This is a genomic window from Rhizobium albus, assembly GCA_030160035.1.
GTDB lineage: Bacteria > Pseudomonadota > Alphaproteobacteria > Rhizobiales > Rhizobiaceae > Georhizobium > Georhizobium albus.
In genome coordinates this window covers 1-16,766 of record BSNO01000002.1, presented here as the reverse complement: position 1 = coordinate 16,766, position 16,766 = coordinate 1, and the positions used below count along the sequence as shown (strand labels likewise).

Annotated in this window: 12 protein-coding genes and 1 tRNA gene; 12 read left to right on the top strand and 1 reads right to left on the bottom strand. The window is 60.7% G+C overall.

Translation table 11 applies throughout. From position 1 onward, the window contains the following. The first annotated feature begins 293 nt into the window (after positions 1 to 293). The 9 genes from QQL76_RS07815 to rpoC all read left to right on the top strand — a co-directional run bounded on the left by QQL76_RS07815 (position 294) and on the right by rpoC (position 12,673). Positions 294 to 369: transfer RNA gene (locus QQL76_RS07815), tRNA-Trp, on the top strand. A 170-nt stretch (positions 370 to 539) separates the two neighbouring features. After that, positions 540 to 740, top strand: a complete 201-nt coding sequence (secE, locus tag QQL76_RS07810) for a preprotein translocase subunit SecE (protein ID WP_126010235.1) — start codon at positions 540 to 542, stop codon at positions 738 to 740. A 26-nt stretch (positions 741 to 766) separates the two neighbouring features. After that, positions 767 to 1,297, top strand: coding sequence for a transcription termination/antitermination protein NusG (gene nusG / locus QQL76_RS07805; protein WP_126010236.1), 531 nt, complete (start codon positions 767 to 769; stop codon positions 1,295 to 1,297). Positions 1,298 to 1,451: 154 nt separating this feature from the next. Continuing rightward, positions 1,452 to 1,880 carry a 50S ribosomal protein L11 gene (rplK, locus tag QQL76_RS07800; protein WP_126010237.1) on the top strand — a complete coding sequence of 143 codons (429 nt, stop codon included), beginning with the start codon at positions 1,452 to 1,454 and terminating at the stop codon, positions 1,878 to 1,880. A gap of 4 nt (positions 1,881 to 1,884) precedes the next feature. Then, the gene (gene rplA / locus QQL76_RS07795; protein WP_126010238.1) at positions 1,885 to 2,583 is read left to right on the top strand and encodes a 50S ribosomal protein L1; all 699 of its coding nucleotides are present in this window, start codon (positions 1,885 to 1,887) and stop codon (positions 2,581 to 2,583) included. 317 nt (positions 2,584 to 2,900) lie between these two features. Further along, positions 2,901 to 3,461, top strand: coding sequence for a 50S ribosomal protein L10 (gene rplJ / locus QQL76_RS07790; RefSeq protein WP_404861778.1), 561 nt, complete (start codon positions 2,901 to 2,903; stop codon positions 3,459 to 3,461). Between the two features lie 56 nt (positions 3,462 to 3,517). After that, positions 3,518 to 3,892 carry a 50S ribosomal protein L7/L12 gene (gene rplL / locus QQL76_RS07785; protein WP_126010240.1) on the top strand — a complete coding sequence of 125 codons (375 nt, stop codon included), beginning with the start codon at positions 3,518 to 3,520 and terminating at the stop codon, positions 3,890 to 3,892. A gap of 209 nt (positions 3,893 to 4,101) precedes the next feature. Then, positions 4,102 to 8,244 (top strand): DNA-directed RNA polymerase subunit beta, encoded by a 4,143-nt coding sequence (gene rpoB, locus QQL76_RS07780; RefSeq protein WP_499207146.1) that lies wholly within the window; start codon positions 4,102 to 4,104, stop codon positions 8,242 to 8,244. Positions 8,245 to 8,452: 208 nt separating this feature from the next. After that, complete coding sequence (gene rpoC, locus QQL76_RS07775) at positions 8,453 to 12,673, top strand: DNA-directed RNA polymerase subunit beta' (RefSeq protein ID WP_499207145.1); 4,221 nt, start codon at positions 8,453 to 8,455, stop codon at positions 12,671 to 12,673. Positions 12,674 to 12,773: 100 nt separating this feature from the next. On the opposite strand, the gene QQL76_RS07770 is transcribed toward rpoC, so the two are convergent. Continuing rightward, complete coding sequence (locus QQL76_RS07770; RefSeq protein ID WP_126010243.1) at positions 12,774 to 13,067, bottom strand: transcriptional regulator; 294 nt, start codon at positions 13,065 to 13,067, stop codon at positions 12,774 to 12,776. Positions 13,068 to 13,582: 515 nt separating this feature from the next. Here QQL76_RS07770 and rpsL point away from each other — a divergent pair. The 3 genes from rpsL to fusA all read left to right on the top strand — a co-directional run bounded on the left by rpsL (position 13,583) and on the right by fusA (position 16,640). Beyond that, a complete protein-coding gene (gene rpsL / locus QQL76_RS07765; protein WP_047030256.1) occupies positions 13,583 to 13,954 on the top strand; it encodes a 30S ribosomal protein S12 in 372 nt (123 codons plus the stop codon). A gap of 68 nt (positions 13,955 to 14,022) precedes the next feature. Next, positions 14,023 to 14,493 carry a 30S ribosomal protein S7 gene (gene rpsG / locus QQL76_RS07760; protein WP_126010244.1) on the top strand — a complete coding sequence of 157 codons (471 nt, stop codon included), beginning with the start codon at positions 14,023 to 14,025 and terminating at the stop codon, positions 14,491 to 14,493. Between the two features lie 56 nt (positions 14,494 to 14,549). Next, positions 14,550 to 16,640: an elongation factor G gene (gene fusA, locus QQL76_RS07755; RefSeq protein ID WP_404861781.1), complete on the top strand. Its 2,091-nt coding sequence runs from the start codon at positions 14,550 to 14,552 to the stop codon at positions 16,638 to 16,640. Positions 16,641 to 16,766: the final 126 nt, after the last annotated feature.

Here is a 16,766-nt window from a genome sequence, read left to right as displayed (position 1 = left end):
GCGCTTCGCCATCCGCGAAGGCGGCCGCACCGTCGGCGCCGGCATCGTCGCCGCGATCACGGAGTGATTGCAGCGATGACGATGCCGAAAGCTGCCGATGCGCTTAAAGCTGCTGGAATGCGCGCAAGCGCGTTCCAGGGCGGCGCCGGCATCGTCGCCGCGATCACGGAATAACGCTTCCAAACAAGCTTCGGCGGGGAGAATTCGCTCCGCCGAAGCATTTTCATCTTGCCGCGTTGGTCGCTCCAAGTTAGATCAGCGGCACGGCGAAGCGCTCGAACGAGCGATCGTTTAGGGGTATAGCTCAGTTGGTAGAGCGGCGGTCTCCAAAACCGCAGGTCGGGGGTTCGAGCCCCTCTGCCCCTGCCATTTCGGGCTGGTCGGCCGGCGCCTCTGGCGGCCCGGCCGGTTTGCTATTTTGACGCGCCGGACGGATTTCCTCTTGTGAATTTGGGAATCGGTCTTTATGTAGAACCTCTAGATCAACGGTGCGCGGAGCCGCCTTGTCGCTTTGCGTGCCGTAATCGTATGGGCAGTTCATGGCTTCGAGAACCAATCCGATCACGTTCATCCAGCAGGTCCGCGCCGAAACGGCGAAGGTTACCTGGCCAAGCCGTCGCGAGACGCTGATCTCCACGATCATGGTTCTCATCATGGTGTTTGTGGCTTCGATCTTCTTCTTTGCCGCCGATCAGGCGCTGGGCTGGATCATCGGGCTTATTCTGAACATCGGCGCCTAACCGTAGCTGCCCTCGGGAGAATTTGAATGTCAGCGCGCTGGTATATTGTCCACGCATACTCGAATTTCGAGAAGAAGGTCGCCGAGTCGATCGAAGAGAAGGCGCGCCAGAAGGGCCTGTCGCATCTCTTCGAGAAAATCCTCGTGCCGACCGAGAAGGTCGTCGAAGTCCGTCGCGGCCGTAAAGTGGATGCAGAGCGCAAGTTCTTCCCGGGCTACGTTCTGGTGCGGGCTGATCTGACCGACGAAGCCTATCACCTGATCAAGAACACGCCAAAGGTCTCCGGGTTCCTTGGTTCCGATTCGAAGCCGGTGCCGATCCCAGACTCCGAGGCCGAGCGTATCCTTTCGCAGGTTCAGGATGGCGTGGAGCGGCCGAAGCCTTCGATCTCGTTCGAAATCGGCGAGCAGATCCGCGTGTCGGACGGTCCGTTCGCCTCGTTCAACGGCATCGTTCAGGATGTCGACGAAGAGCGTTCGCGCCTGAAGGTGGAAGTGTCGATCTTCGGCCGCGCAACGCCGGTCGAGCTTGAGTACAGCCAGGTCGAAAAGACCTGATTGCTGGATCGGTCCCTCAGGGGCCGGTCACCAGCGTGGGAGATCTTCCGGGTGAGCCAATCCGGGGTCGGATCGCACCACGCAAACGCAGCCGCCGGTTCGCCGGCACATTGAGGCCGGATTTCCGGTCTATAATTGGAAAAGGCAGAGAGTTATGGCTAAGAAAGTTGCAGGCCAGCTCAAGTTGCAGGTATCCGCGGGGTCGGCAAATCCGTCGCCGCCGATCGGTCCGGCACTTGGTCAGCGTGGCATCAACATCATGGAATTCTGCAAGGCGTTCAATGCCGCCACGCAGGAAATGGAAAAGGGCATGCCGATCCCGGTCGTCATCACCTACTTCCAGGACAAGTCGTTCAACTTCCAGATGAAGCAGCCGCCCGTCAGCTACTTCCTCAAGAAGGAAGCCAAGCTGAAGTCCGGCTCGAAGACTCCGGGCAAGGAAGTTGCTGGCAAGATCTCGCGCGACAAGATCCGCACCATCGCTGAAGCGAAGATGAAGGATCTGAACGCTGCCGACGTCGAAGGGGCAATGCGCATGGTTGAGGGCTCTGCCCGCTCCATGGGCCTGGAAGTGACGGAATAAGATCATGGCCAAGATTGCAAAGCGCGTAGAAAAGAGCCGTGAAGGCATCGATCGCAACAAGCTCTACGACCTCTCCGAGGCCGTCAGCATGATCCGCGAGCGTTCCGCCACGAAGTTCGATGAAACGATCGAAGTCGCCATGAACCTCGGCGTCGACCCGCGCCACGCCGACCAGATGGTCCGCGGCGTCGTCAACCTGCCGAACGGAACGGGCCGTACGGTTCGCGTTGCCGTTTTCGCACGTGGTGACAAGGCTGAAGAGGCCAAGGCTGCCGGTGCCGACATCGTCGGCGCCGAAGACTTGGTCGAAGCAGTGCAGGGCGGTCAGATCGACTTCGACCGCTGCATCGCGACACCGGACATGATGGGCCTCGTCGGCCGTCTCGGTAAGGTACTCGGCCCCCGCGGCCTGATGCCGAACCCGCGCGTCGGCACCGTCACGCCGGACGTCACCGCAGCCGTCAAGGCTTCCAAGGGCGGCGCCGTCGAGTTCCGCGTCGAGAAGGCCGGCATCGTGCATGCGGGCGTTGGCAAGGTTTCCTTCGATGCCAAGGCGATCGAAGAGAACATCCGCGCCTTCGCCGATGCGGTCATCAAGGCAAAGCCGTCGGGCGCCAAGGGCAACTACGTCAAGCGCGTGGCGATTTCCTCGACCATGGGCCCTGGCGTCAAGATCGACCCGTCGACCCTTTCGGCCGCCTAAGGCGCGCGCAGATTTTCGCGGCCTGCCTCAAGGGGCAGGCGGCATGAACCGATTTCCGGCCTTCGGGCCGGAAGTTGCCGGGAATTTCGGTTCCCGGCATTCCTGTCCGAGATTGCAGGTGGGCAACCTTAATCCCACACGGCCTGCATGAGACGGGTAAGACCCGGATTTGGCGGCTTTCATGCCGTTTCTTGCGGTTCGAACCTCGATTGCCTTGCGCCCGCCGGTCCCGGCGACGTGTAAGGGGGCAGGATCCTCAAGCGTCGCTTGGAGATCTTTCTGACGAACGGTCCCCTTGCGGCAAAGGCAAACCGACTGTGGTTGGCGCGAATGCCAGTCCGGTCTGCTGGAGAAAGACAGTGGATAGAGCGGAAAAACGCGAATTCGTCACAGAGCTGAACGAAGTCTTCAAGGCTTCCGGTTCGGTTGTTGTGGCCCACTACTCCGGTCTGACGGTTGCGCAGATGAACGACCTCCGGTCGCGCATGCGCTCAGCCGGCGGAACGGTCAAGGTCGCGAAGAACCGCCTGGCCAAGATCGCTCTTCAGGGCACGGAGTCCGAAGGGATCGCAGATCTCTTCACCGGCCAGACGCTCATCGCCTACAGCGATGATCCGATTGCCGCTCCGAAAGTCGCCGTCGACTTCGCCAAGGGTAACGACAAGCTCGTTGTTCTCGGTGGTGCGATGGGCTCGACCAATCTCGATGCCGAAGGTGTGAAGTCGCTTGCGACCCTGCCATCGCTCGACGAGCTGCGTGCAAAGCTGGTTGGAATGATCCAGACCCCGGCAACGCGCATCGCTCAGGTCGTCAACGCGCCTGCGGGTCAGCTCGCACGCGTATTCGGCGCTTATGCCAAGAAGGACGAAGCCGCATAAGGCGGAACTTCGCTGTTTAACTCTTAAAGTTCGAACCGAATAAAAGGACTATAACAATGGCTGATCTCTCCAAGATCGTTGAAGACCTCTCCAACCTCACCGTCCTGGAAGCTGCTGAGCTTTCCAAGATGCTCGAGGAAAAGTGGGGCGTTTCGGCTGCTGCTCCCGTTGCTGTTGCTGCTGCTGGCGGCGGTGCACCGGCTGAAGCCGCTGAAGAGAAGACTGAATTCGACGTGATCCTGGCCGAAGCCGGCGCAAACAAGATCAACGTCATCAAGGAAGTCCGTGCAATCACGGGTCTCGGCCTCAAAGAAGCCAAGGACCTCGTCGAAGCTGCACCGAAGGCCGTCAAGGAAGCAATTTCCAAGGGCGAAGCCGAGGACATCAAGAAGAAGCTCGAAGACGCAGGCGCGAAGGTCGAGCTCAAGTAAGATCATTCGTGATCTGACGGATCCGCGCCGTTCGGCGCGGGTCCATTTGTCGTTCGGAACAGATTATCCGGAGACCGGACGTTTCGGTCTTTCGATAATGGGTTCCTCGCTCTCGACTGGATGGAGAGCGCGCCCCCGACGGAGCCGACTGGCCAGCGGTCATCCGTCACATGCAGGCCCAGATGCAAGATTTTTGACAAGGAGCGACGATGGCTCAGACCATTTCATTCAACGGTCGTAGGCGCGTACGCAAGTTCTTCGGTAAGATTCCAGAAGTCGCAGAAATGCCGAACCTCATCGAGGTTCAGAAGGCATCCTACGACCAGTTCCTCATGGTCGACGAGCCGGAAGGCGGTCGCCCGGAAGAGGGCCTTCAGGCCGTCTTCAAGTCGGTGTTCCCGATCCAGGATTTCGCCGGCACCTCGATGCTCGAATTCGTCTCCTACGAATTCGAAGCGCCGAAGTTCGACGTCGAAGAGTGCCGTCAGCGCGATCTGACCTACGCAGCGCCGCTCAAGGTGACGCTGCGCCTCATCGTGTTCGATATCGACGAGGATACGGGCGCGAAGTCGATCAAGGACATCAAGGAACAGTCCGTCTACATGGGCGACATGCCGCTGATGACCATGAACGGCACGTTCATCGTCAACGGTACCGAGCGCGTGATCGTCTCGCAGATGCACCGTTCGCCGGGCGTCTTCTTCGACCACGACAAGGGCAAGTCGCACTCGTCGGGCAAGCTGCTCTTCGCAGCCCGCGTCATCCCGTATCGTGGCTCCTGGCTCGACATCGAGTTCGACGCCAAGGACATCGTGCATGCGCGCATCGACCGCCGCCGCAAGATTCCGGCGACGTCGCTCCTGATGGCGCTCGGCATGGACGCCGAGGAAATCCTCGAGACGTTCTACACGAAGTCGCACTATGCCCGTGACGGCGAAGGTTGGCGCATTCCCTTCCAGCCGAACGCGCTCAAGGGCACCAAGGCGATCACGGACCTGATCGACGCCGATAGCGGTGAAGTCGTTGCCGAAGCCGGTCGCAAGCTGACCCCGCGTGTGCTCAAGCAGATGCAGGAAAAGGGCGTCAAGGCGATCAAGGCGACCGACGACGACCTTTATGGCGCCTATCTCGCGGAAGACATGGTCAATCCGACGACGGGTGAGGTCTTCCTCGAAGCCGGCGACGAAATCGACGAGAAGACGCTGCCGGTTCTCCTGGAAGCGGGCTTTGACTCCATCCCGGTTCTCGACATCGACCACATCAATGTCGGCGCCTACATCCGCAACACGCTTTCGGCAGACAAGAACGAGAACCGTCAGGATGCTCTGTTCGACATCTATCGCGTGATGCGTCCGGGCGAGCCGCCCACAATGGAAACGGCGGAAGCCATGTTCAACTCGCTGTTCTTCGACAGCGAGCGCTACGATCTGTCGGCCGTTGGCCGCGTCAAGATGAACATGCGCCTCGACCTCGATGCTGCTGATACCGTTCGCACGCTGCGCAAGGAAGATATCCTGGCCGTCGTGAAGACGCTCGTCGAGCTGCGTGACGGCAAGGGCGAGATCGACGACATCGACAACCTCGGCAACCGCCGTGTTCGTTCGGTCGGCGAGCTCATGGAGAACCAGTATCGTCTGGGCCTTCTGCGCATGGAGCGTGCGATCAAGGAACGCATGTCGTCGATCGAGATCGACACGGTCATGCCGCAGGATCTGATCAACGCCAAGCCGGCCGCTGCCGCCGTTCGCGAGTTCTTCGGATCCTCGCAGCTGTCGCAGTTCATGGACCAGGTGAACCCGCTGTCGGAAATCACGCACAAGCGCCGTCTTTCGGCACTTGGACCGGGTGGTCTGACGCGTGAGCGCGCAGGCTTCGAAGTCCGCGACGTTCACCCGACTCACTATGGCCGTATCTGCCCGATCGAAACGCCGGAAGGCCCGAACATCGGTCTGATCAACTCGCTCGCCTCGTTTGCCCGCGTCAACAAGTACGGCTTCATCGAAAGCCCGTACCGCAAGATCGTGGACGGCAAGGTGACGCGCGACGTCGTCTATCTTTCGGCCATGGAAGAGTCCAAGCACTACGTGGCCCAGGCGAACGCCGAGCTCAGCGAAGACGGTCAGTTCGTCGACGAATTCGTCATTTGCCGCCACTCCGGCGAAGTGATGATGGCGCCGCGCGAAACCATCGACCTCATGGACGTTTCGCCGAAGCAGCTTGTTTCGGTAGCGGCGGCGCTCATCCCGTTCCTCGAGAACGACGACGCCAACCGCGCGCTCATGGGTTCGAACATGCAGCGTCAGGCTGTGCCGTTGCTCCGGGCCGATGCCCCGTTCGTCGGCACCGGCATGGAATCGGTCGTTGCCCGCGATTCCGGCGCTGCCATCGCGGCTCGTCGTTCGGGTGTCGTCGACCAGGTCGATGCAACGCGTATCGTTATTCGCGCTACGGAAGAGACCGATGCCGCAAAATCCGGCGTCGACATCTACCGCCTGCAGAAGTTCCAGCGTTCGAACCAGAACACCTGCGTCAACCAGCGTCCGCTGGTGACCGTTGGTGACCGGATCGAAGCCGGCGACATCATCGCTGACGGTCCGTCGACGGATCTCGGCGATCTGGCGCTCGGCCGGAACGTGCTCGTCGCGTTCATGCCCTGGAACGGCTACAACTACGAGGACTCCATCCTGCTTTCCGAGCGCATCGTCTCGGAAGACGTGTTCACCTCCATCCACATCGACGAGTTCGAAGTGATGGCGCGCGACACGAAGCTTGGACCGGAAGAAATCACGCGTGACATTCCGAATGTTTCGGAAGAGGCGCTCAAGAATCTCGACGAAGCCGGCATCGTCTATGTGGGCGCCGAAGTGCATCCTGGCGACATTCTCGTCGGCAAGATCACGCCGAAGGGCGAGAGCCCGATGACGCCGGAAGAGAAGCTTCTGCGCGCCATCTTCGGTGAAAAGGCATCCGACGTCCGCGACACATCCATGCGTATGCCTCCGGGCGCGCACGGCACCGTTGTCGAAGTCCGCGTGTTCAACCGCCACGGCGTCGAGAAAGACGAGCGTGCCATGGCGATCGAGCGCGAGGAAATCGAACGTCTCGCCAAGGACCGCGACGACGAGCAGGCGATCCTCGACCGTAACGTCTACGGTCGTCTGACCGACATGCTGTCGGGCCACGTGGCTGTTGCCGGTCCGAAGACCTTCAAGAAGGGCACCAAGCTCGACGCGGCCGTCATGGGCGACTATCCGCGTTCGCAGTGGTGGCTGTTCGCCGTCGAGGACGAGAAGGTCCAGGGTGGCATCGAGCAGTTGCGCGCCCAGTACGACGAGTCCAAGTCGCGCCTCGAGCAGCGCTTCATGGACAAGGTCGAGAAGGTCCAGCGCGGCGACGAGATGCCCCCAGGCGTCATGAAGATGGTCAAGGTCTTCGTGGCGGTGAAGAGCAAGATGCAGCCGGGCGACAAGATGGCCGGCCGTCACGGCAACAAGGGTGTCGTGTCGCGCATCATGCCGATCGAGGACATGCCGTTCCTCGAAGACGGTACGCATGTCGACATCGTGCTGAACCCGCTCGGCGTGCCTTCGCGCATGAACGTCGGTCAGATCCTCGAGACGCATCTTGGCTGGGCATGCGCTTCGCTCGGCAAGAAGATCGGAAACATGCTGGATGCCTACAAGCAGTCCGGCGACATCTCCGAGCTTCGCGCAACTGTCGATGATGTCATCGGTGGCGGCGTCAAGGGCGAGCCGATCAAGGACTTCGACGACGAGTCGATCGTTCGTGTGGCCGAGCAGACGCGTCGCGGCGTGTCGATCGCCACGCCGGTGTTCGACGGTGCGCACGAAGCCGACGTCAATGTCATGCTGGAAAAGGCAGGGCTCAACGTGTCGGGTCAGTCGACGCTGTATGATGGCCGTACTGGCGAGCAGTTCGACCGTCAGGTTACGGTCGGCTACATCTACATGCTGAAGCTGAACCACCTGGTGGACGACAAGATCCACGCCCGTTCGATCGGCCCGTACTCGCTCGTTACCCAGCAGCCGCTGGGCGGCAAGGCGCAGTTCGGCGGTCAGCGCTTCGGCGAGATGGAGGTCTGGGCACTCGAAGCCTATGGTGCCGCCTACACGCTGCAGGAAATGCTAACCGTGAAGTCGGACGACGTGGCCGGCCGTACCAAGGTCTACGAAGCGATCGTGCGTGGTGATGATACCTTCGAGGCCGGCATTCCGGAGAGCTTCAACGTTCTCGTGAAGGAAATGCGCTCGCTGGGTCTCAACGTCGAACTCGAGAACACGAAGATCGACGACAACGCCGACATGGAGCAGCTGCCTGACGCAGCGGAGTAAGCGGACAAACGGGATGCGCCGCATGCAAGGTGGCGCATCCGTTCCTCGATAGTGGGGAGCATGCACGCGCAGCGCCTTTGACGGTCGCGGCGCGTGCATCGCGGTTTCAGCCGGTAGCTTCTACCGGCCAGGATTTTCGAAGCGGAGACGGGGCGACGGCCTCCACGGACCGCATATGACGGGGCAGGGCCCCGCAAAGGAGACAGGCATGAACCATGAGGTCATGAATCTTTTCAATCCCCAGGCCCCGGCGCAGGTATTCGATAGCATTCGAATTTCCATCGCCAGCCCGGAGAAGATTCTCTCCTGGTCGTTCGGCGAGATCAAGAAGCCGGAAACCATCAACTACCGTACGTTCAAGCCGGAGCGCGACGGTCTCTTCTGCGCGCGTATCTTTGGTCCGATCAAGGACTATGAGTGCCTGTGCGGCAAGTACAAGCGCATGAAGTACAAGGGCATCATCTGTGAAAAGTGCGGCGTGGAAGTCACGCTCTCGCGCGTTCGTCGCGAGCGCATGGGCCACATCGAACTTGCGGCGCCCGTCGCCCACATCTGGTTCCTGAAGTCGCTGCCGAGCCGTATCGGTACGCTGCTCGACATGACGCTCAAGGATATCGAGCGCGTCCTGTACTTCGAGAACTACATCGTGACCGAGCCCGGCCTTACCTCGCTTCAGGAGCACCAGCTGCTGTCTGAAGAAGAGTACATGATTGCCGTCGACGAGTTCGGCGAGGATTCCTTCACCGCCATGATCGGTGCCGAGGCCATCTACGAGCTTCTGGCCGGCATGGAGCTGGAGAAGATCGCCGGCGATCTGCGCGAAGAACTGGCAACGACGACTTCGGAACTGAAGTCGAAGAAGCTGATGAAGCGTCTCAAGATCGTCGAGAACTTCATGGAATCCGGCAATCGTCCGGAATGGATGATCATGAAGGTGGTTCCGGTAATCCCGCCGGACCTGCGTCCGCTGGTTCCTCTGGACGGCGGTCGCTTCGCGACGTCGGACCTGAACGACCTCTATCGTCGCGTGATCAACCGCAACAACCGTCTGAAGCGCCTGATCGAACTGCGTGCACCGGGCATCATCATCCGTAACGAGAAGCGCATGCTTCAGGAGTCGGTCGATGCACTGTTCGACAACGGCCGTCGCGGCCGCGTCATCACTGGTGCCAACAAGCGTCCGCTGAAGTCGCTCTCCGACATGCTCAAGGGCAAGCAGGGCCGGTTCCGTCAGAACCTGCTCGGCAAGCGCGTCGACTATTCGGGCCGTTCGGTCATCGTGACGGGTCCGGAACTGAAGCTGCATCAGTGCGGCCTGCCGAAGAAGATGGCGCTCGAGCTGTTCAAGCCGTTCATCTACGCCCGCCTCGACGCCAAGGGTTATTCCTCGACCGTGAAGCAGGCGAAGAAGCTCGTCGAAAAGGAAAAGCCGGAAGTCTGGGATATCCTGGACGAGGTCATCCGCGAGCATCCGGTTCTCCTGAACCGCGCACCGACGCTCCACCGTCTTGGCATCCAGGCGTTCGAACCCACGCTCGTCGAGGGTAAGGCGATCCAGCTGCACCCGCTCGTCTGCACGGCGTTCAACGCCGACTTCGACGGTGACCAGATGGCCGTGCACGTTCCGCTGTCGCTCGAAGCGCAGCTGGAAGCACGCGTGCTGATGATGTCGACCAACAACATCCTGCACCCTGCATCCGGCGCACCGATCATCGTGCCGTCGCAGGACATGGTTCTCGGCCTGTACTATCTGTCGATCCAGAACCAGAACGAGCCGGGCGAGGGCATGGTCTTCGCCGACATGGGCGAGCTGCATCACGCGCTTGAGAACAAGGTCGTGACGCTGCACACCAAGATCAAAGGTCGCTTCAAGACGGTCGACGAGAACGGCAAGCCGGTCTCGCAGATCCACGAGACGACCCCTGGCCGCATGATCATCGGCGAATTGCTGCCGAAGAACGTCAACGTGCCGTTCGACACCTGCAACCAGGAGATGACCAAGAAGAACATCTCCAAGATGATCGACACCGTCTACCGCCACTGCGGTCAGAAAGAGACGGTCATCTTCTGCGACCGCATCATGCAGCTGGGCTTCGGCCACGCCTGCCGTGCGGGCATTTCGTTCGGCAAGGACGACATGGTCATCCCGGACACGAAGGCGAAGATCGTCGGCGATACTGAAACGCTCGTGAAGGAATACGAGCAGCAGTACAATGACGGCCTGATCACGCAGGGCGAGAAGTACAACAAGGTCGTCGACGCCTGGGGCAAGGCCACCGAGAAGGTCGCCGAGGACATGATGGCCCGCATTAAGGCCGTCGAGTTCGACGCGGAGACCGGTCGTCAGAAGCCGATGAACGCCATCTACATGATGAGCCACTCCGGTGCGCGTGGTTCGCCGAACCAGATGCGTCAGCTGGGCGGCATGCGCGGCCTCATGGCCAAGCCTTCGGGCGAGATCATCGAAACACCGATCATCTCGAACTTCAAAGAAGGCCTGACCGTGAACGAGTACTTCAACTCGACGCACGGCGCCCGTAAGGGTCTGGCGGATACGGCTCTGAAGACGGCGAACTCGGGTTACCTGACCCGTCGTCTCGTCGACGTCGCACAGGACTGCATCGTCACCCAGACGGACTGCGGTACCGACAAGGGCCTGACGATGACGGCGATCGTCGATGCCGGCCAGGTGGTCGCATCGCTCGGTCAGCGCGTTCTCGGTCGTACCTCGCTCGACGACATCAACCACCCGGTTTCGGGCGAGCTGATCGTCAAGGCCGGGACGTTGATCGACGAGAACGACGTCATCGCCATCGAAGCGGCCAGCATCCAGTCGGTCCGCATCCGTTCGGCTCTGACCTGCGAAGTTCAGACCGGCATCTGCGGCGTCTGCTACGGACGTGACCTGGCGCGCGGTACCCCCGTCAACCAGGGCGAGGCCGTCGGCGTCATCGCGGCGCAGTCGATCGGCGAGCCGGGCACGCAGCTCACCATGCGTACGTTCCACCTTGGTGGTACGGCAACCGTGGTGGATCAGTCGTTCCTGGAAGCGTCTTACGAAGGCAAGGTGCAGATCAAGAACCGCAACGTGCTCCGCAACTCGGAGAACGAACTCGTCGCCATGGGCCGCAACATGGCCATTCAGATCCTGGATCCAAAGGGCAACGAGCGTTCCTCGCAGCGCGTCGCATACGGCTCGAAGCTGCATGTCGACGATGGCGATAGCGTTCGTCGTGGCCAGCGTCTCGCCGAGTGGGATCCCTACACCCGCCCGATGATGACGGAAGTGGCCGGTACGGTGGAGTTCGAAGATCTGGTCGACGGTCTCTCCGTCACGGAATCGACGGACGAAGCAACCGGGATCACCAAGCGTCTGGTCATCGACTGGCGTTCGACCCCGCGCGGTTCGGATCTCAAGCCGGCGATCGTCATCAAGGACAAGAACGGGGAGATCGCCAAGCTTTCGCGTGGCGGCGAAGCCCGCTTCCTGCTCTCGGTGGACGCGATCCTTTCGGTCGAACCCGGCCGCAAGGTCAGCCAGGGTGACGTGCTTGCGCGTATCCCGATGGAAAGCGCGAAGACGAAGGACATCACCGGCGGTCTGCCGCGTGTTGCCGAACTCTTCGAAGCCCGCCGTCCGAAGGATCACGCCATCATCGCCGAAATCGACGGCACGATCCGGTTTGGACGCGACTACAAGAACAAGCGTCGCATCCAGATCGAGCCGGCGGAAGACGGTGTCGAGCCGGTCGAGTACCTGATCCCGAAGGGCAAGCCCTTCCACCTGCAGGAAGGCGATTTCATCGAGAAGGGCGACTACATTCTCGACGGCAATCCCGCTCCGCACGACATCCTTGCCATCAAGGGCGTCGAGGCGCTGGCTTCCTATCTCGTCAACGAGATCCAGGAAGTCTACCGACTGCAGGGCGTTCTGATCAACGACAAGCACATCGAGGTGATCGTTCGCCAGATGCTGCAGAAGGTCGAGATCAGCGAGCAGGGTGACTCCAGCTATATCGCTGGCGACATCGTCGACGTGATCGAGCTCAACCAGGTCAATGCGCGCCTGGAAGAAGAGGGCAAGAAGCCTGCCAGCGGCGAAGCCGTTCTGCTCGGCATCACCAAGGCCTCGCTCCAGACGCCGTCCTTCATCTCCGCCGCCTCCTTCCAGGAGACGACGAAGGTGCTGACCGAGGCAGCTGTTGCCGGCAAGACCGACACGCTGCAGGGTCTGAAGGAGAACGTGATCGTCGGTCGTCTCATCCCTGCCGGTACCGGCGGCCAGATGAGCCAGATCCGTCGCATCGCGACGTCGCGCGACGACCTGATCCTCGATGCCCGCCGCAAGTCGTCGGGTGCCGAGACGGCCGACCCGATGCTGGCCGACATGACGGCACGCGAGCGTGCGGCTTCGACCGCTGCGGAATAATCCGCGCTCATATCAATGACAAAAGCCGCCCCGGGAGACCGGGGCGGCTTTTTTCGTTTGAGGTCCGGGTGTCGTGGACGGGTGAAGTCCCGCCCAATCCCTATTTCAAAGTGACGATCGCCACTTCGCCTTCAAGCGCACCCTGATAGGCGGAGGCGTGCGGCTCTTCATCCGGGGCCTCGTGCAGCACGCCTATCTGATCGAGGTCCGCTTCCTCGTACCCTTCGTCGGCGAGCGCGTTGAGGGTCGCGCGGACCGCACTGTCGTCATCCGGGGCGCGGAGAAAAACGTGCAGCTCGGTTGGATCGCCATCCTTGTCGCGCCAGGCGCGGCCGACGATGATGAAGATCATCGGCGTCTCCGGTTCATTCTCATTGGCAGGGGTGTCGATCATCGAAGTGCTTCCTGATGCGAGTCGTTTCTGTCCGAGTGCCATCGTTCACGAAGGCAATTGACGGGCTTAATGGGACGTGGAATCGCTGCGGTCAACGCGGGCAACAGGCCTGCTGCGGACCTCTCTTCCGAGCAGCGCAACAATTCGCTCTGCCTAAGAACCGTTCCGCAATATTGTTTCGCGCCTTCGAAGTGTCCCGCTTCAGGGGAGGCGGGCAGAGACAAATCTTAAGGCCAGGCCTTGACGGAATGGGCTTATGCCAGTATCACCCGGCCACCAAAGCCGATGTGAGGCTGGCATCTTCGGGACGACCCGTCCTGGAATTCGCCTCAAACAAGGCTTTATACCGCAGACGACGAAAATGCTGTTGGCATGAGACGGGCAACCGTTTCCTCTGCATTTGATGAGCCATCCACCGTTCAATCGGGGACGGCTCGTTTCGCGCATGTTCGGATACTGCGGCGTGAGGGCCTCGTGAAACGGGCTTTGAGATAGATTTTTCAAGGGATGGTTGAATGCCTACCGTAAACCAGCTGATCCGCAAGCCGCGTCAGGCGCCCGTCAAGCGCAACAAAGTTCCGGCTCTGGAGCAGAACCCGCAGAAGCGCGGCGTTTGCACCCGCGTCTATACCACGACCCCGAAGAAGCCGAACTCGGCTCTGCGTAAGGTCGCCAAGATCCGCCTGACCAATGGCTTCGAAGTCATCGGCTACATCCCGGGCGAAGGTCACAACCTTCAGGAACACTCCGTGGTCATGATCCGCGGCGGCCGCGTGAAGGACCTTCCGGGCGTTCGCTACCACGTCATTCGCGGCGTGCTCGATACGCAGGGCGTGAAGAACCGCAAGCAGCGCCGCTCGAAGTACGGCGCCAAGCGTCCGAAGTAAGACCATTCTGTCGCTGGCCCGAGGCAATCATCGCCCGGGTCACGTGCAATCAGTGAGAGACGAGAAATATGTCGCGACGTCACAGGGCAGAGAAGCGTGAAATCAACCCGGATCCGAAGTTCGGTGATCTGGTCATCACGAAGTTCATGAACGCCATCATGTACCACGGCAAGAAGTCTGCCGCCGAGTCGATCGTCTATGGCGCATTCGACGTGGTCGAGCAGAAGACCCGCCAGGAGCCGGTCGGTATCTTCCATCAGGCGCTCGACAACGTCGCGCCGCACGTGGAAGTCCGCTCGCGCCGCGTTGGTGGTGCAACCTACCAGGTTCCGGTCGATGTTCGTCCCGAGCGTCGTCAGGCTCTGGCTATCCGCTGGCTGATCTCGGCTGCCCGCAACCGCAACGAAACGACCATGGTCGAGCGCCTCTCGGGCGAACTCATGGACGCAGCAAACGGTCGCGGCAGCGCAGTCAAGAAGCGCGAAGACACGCACAAGATGGCTGACGCCAACCGCGCGTTCTCGCACTACCGCTGGTAACTGAAATCGGAAGTGGCGCCGCGAAAGCGGTGCCTTCGCATTGAAAGGCTGCCCAAATGGCCCGCGAATACGCAATCGAAGACTACCGCAATTTCGGCATCATGGCGCATATCGACGCCGGCAAGACGACGACGACTGAGCGCGTCCTGTATTACACGGGTCGTTCGCACAAGATCGGCGAAGTCCACGACGGTGCTGCAACCATGGACTGGATGGAGCAGGAGCAGGAACGCGGCATCACCATCACGTCTGCTGCGACGACCACCTTCTGGAAGGGCCGTGACGGCAAGTCGCGTCGCTTCAACATCATCGACACGCCCGGCCACGTCGACTTCACGATCGAAGTCGAGCGTTCGCTGCGCGTTCTCGATGGTGCGATCGCTCTGCTCGACGCCAACGCCGGTGTAGAGCCGCAGACGGAGACTGTTTGGCGTCAGGCCGACAAGTACGAAGTCCCGCGGATGATCTTCTGCAACAAGATGGACAAGATCGGCGCGGACTTCTATCGCTCGGTCGAGATGGTCAAGTCGCGTCTCGGCGCGATCCCGGTCGTCGTTCAGCTTCCGATCGGCGCCGAGAACGAGTTTAAGGGCGTCGTAGACCTGATTGAGATGAACGCTCTCGTTTGGCGCGACGAGTCGCTCGGCGCCCAGTGGGACGTCGTCGAGATCCCGGACGATCTCAAGGAGCGTGCCGAAGAGTACCGCGAGAAGATGATCGAAACGGTCGTCGAAATCGACGAAGAAGCCATGGAAGCTTATCTGGAAGGCGAAATGCCGGACAACGATAAGATCCGTCAGCTCATCCGTCGTGGCACGATCGACGTGAAGTTCTTCCCGATGTTCTGCGGCTCTGCCTTCAAGAACAAGGGCGTTCAGCCGCTGCTCGACGCCGTCGTCGACTTCCTGCCATCCCCGATCGACATCCCGGCCATCAAGGGCATCGACGTCAAGACGGAAGAAGCCACGAAGCGCAAGGCTGCCGATGACGAGCCGGTCGCTCTGCTCGCTTTCAAGATCATGAACGACCCGTTCGTCGGCTCGCTGACGTTCTGCCGTCTCTACTCGGGCAAGCTCGAGAAGGGCACGTCGCTCCTGAACACGGTCAAGGAAAAGCGCGAGCGCATCGGCCGCATGCTGCAGATGCACTCCAACTCGCGTGAAGACGTCGACGTCGCCTATGCTGGTGACATCGTCGCTCTCGCTGGCCTGAAGGAAACGACCACCGGCGATACGCTGTGCGATCCGCTGGCCCCGGTCATCCTGGAGCGCATGGAGTTCCCGGACCCGGTCATTCAGATCGCGATCGAGCCGAAGACCAAGGCCGACCAGGAAAAGATGGGCCTCGCGCTCAACCGTCTGGCCGCCGAGGATCCTTCCTTCCGCGTCAAGACCGACGAAGAATCCGGCCAGACGATCATCGCCGGCATGGGCGAACTTCATCTCGACATCATCGTCGACCGCATGAAGCGCGAGTTCAAGGTCGAGGCCAATGTCGGCGCTCCGCAGGTCGCCTATCGTGAAACCATCACGAAGACCGCAGAAGTCGATTACACGCACAAGAAGCAGTCGGGCGGCACGGGCCAGTTCGCTCGCGTCAAGCTGGTGTTCGAACCGAATCCGGACTCCGAAGATTTCGTCTTCGAATCCAAGATCGTCGGTGGTGCTGTTCCGAAGGAATACATCCCGGGCGTTCAGAAGGGCATTCAGAGCGTCATGTCGGCTGGTCCGCTTGCCGGCTTCCCGATGCTCTCGGTCAAGGCAACTTTGATCGACGGCGCCTTCCACGACGTCGACTCCTCGGTTCTCGCCTTCGAAATCGCAGCGCGCGGTGCATTCCGCGAAGGTGCGCAGAAGGCTGGTGCCCAGCTGCTCGAGCCGATCATGAAGGTCGAAGTCGTGACGCCGGAAGATTACGTCGGTGACGTAATCGGCGATCTGAACTCGCGTCGTGGCCAGATCCAGGGTCAGGAACAGCGCGGTGTTGCCATCGTCATTAACGCGCATGTGCCGCTCGCCAACATGTTCAAGTACGTCGACAACCTGCGCTCCATGAGCCAGGGACGCGCACAGTACACGATGCTGTTCGATCACTATGCGCCGGTTCCTTCGAACGTCGCTCAGGAAATCCAGGCGAAGTTCGCGTAAGGCGCGGACTTCCCAAGAGACTAATTCCGTCCCGCGGGACGACAGTAGAATGGAGAGCCTCCAATGGCTAAAGGCAAGTTTGAACGTAACAAGCCGCATGTGAACATCGGCACGATCGGTCACGTC